This is a genomic window from Intestinirhabdus alba (assembly GCF_009711095.1).
Classification (GTDB): Bacteria; Pseudomonadota; Gammaproteobacteria; order Enterobacterales; family Enterobacteriaceae; genus Intestinirhabdus; species Intestinirhabdus alba.
In genome coordinates, this window is sequence record NZ_WMJZ01000134.1 from 1 (window position 1) to 603 (window position 603).

At 46.1% G+C, this 603-nt stretch carries 1 protein-coding gene; it reads left to right on the top strand.

Annotation, left to right across the window (positions count from 1 at the left end; translation table 11 throughout):
• Positions 1 to 15: 15 nt before the first annotated feature.
• On the top strand, positions 16 to 603 hold a 588-nt coding region (locus GJV78_RS22740; RefSeq protein ID WP_330998849.1), incomplete at its 3' end, for an AMP-binding protein.

Below are 603 nucleotides of genomic sequence, written 5' to 3' on the forward strand. Positions count from 1 at the left end.
CGGCATCTGGCGTACGTGATCTACACGTCGGGTTCGACCGGAATGCCTAAAGGGGTGATGGTGGAGCACCAACAAGTAGGCCGGCTGCTTACTTCAACTGACAGATATTTTCACTTCAATGCACATGATGTTTGGTGTTTGTTCCATTCATTTGCATTTGACTTCTCTGTCTGGGAAATGTGGGGCGCATGGGGGCATGGAGGAAAACTTATAATTGTGCCTCAGGCTGTATCACGCAGTCCTATTGATTTTTATCGATTAGTTTGTAGAGAAGGGGTTACTGTATTAAATCAGACCCCTGGTGCTTTCAAGGCATTTTATCATGTGCGGGATAACATGTGTCATCAGCTACGCTACGTTATCTTTGGTGGTGAAATGCTCAAACCTAAGGAACTGACACCCTGGTATGCGCATAATGCTGAACAGTCTCCTCTGCTTGTAAATATGTACGGCATTACTGAAACAACTATTCATGTAACTCACGGACGACTATCAAAACGCGATACATTTTTAGATCGTAGCCCTATAGGCCAGCGTATTATCGATCTAAGAATATATCTGCTAAATGAACAGCGGCAGCCGGTCCCGCTGGGAGCGCCGGGC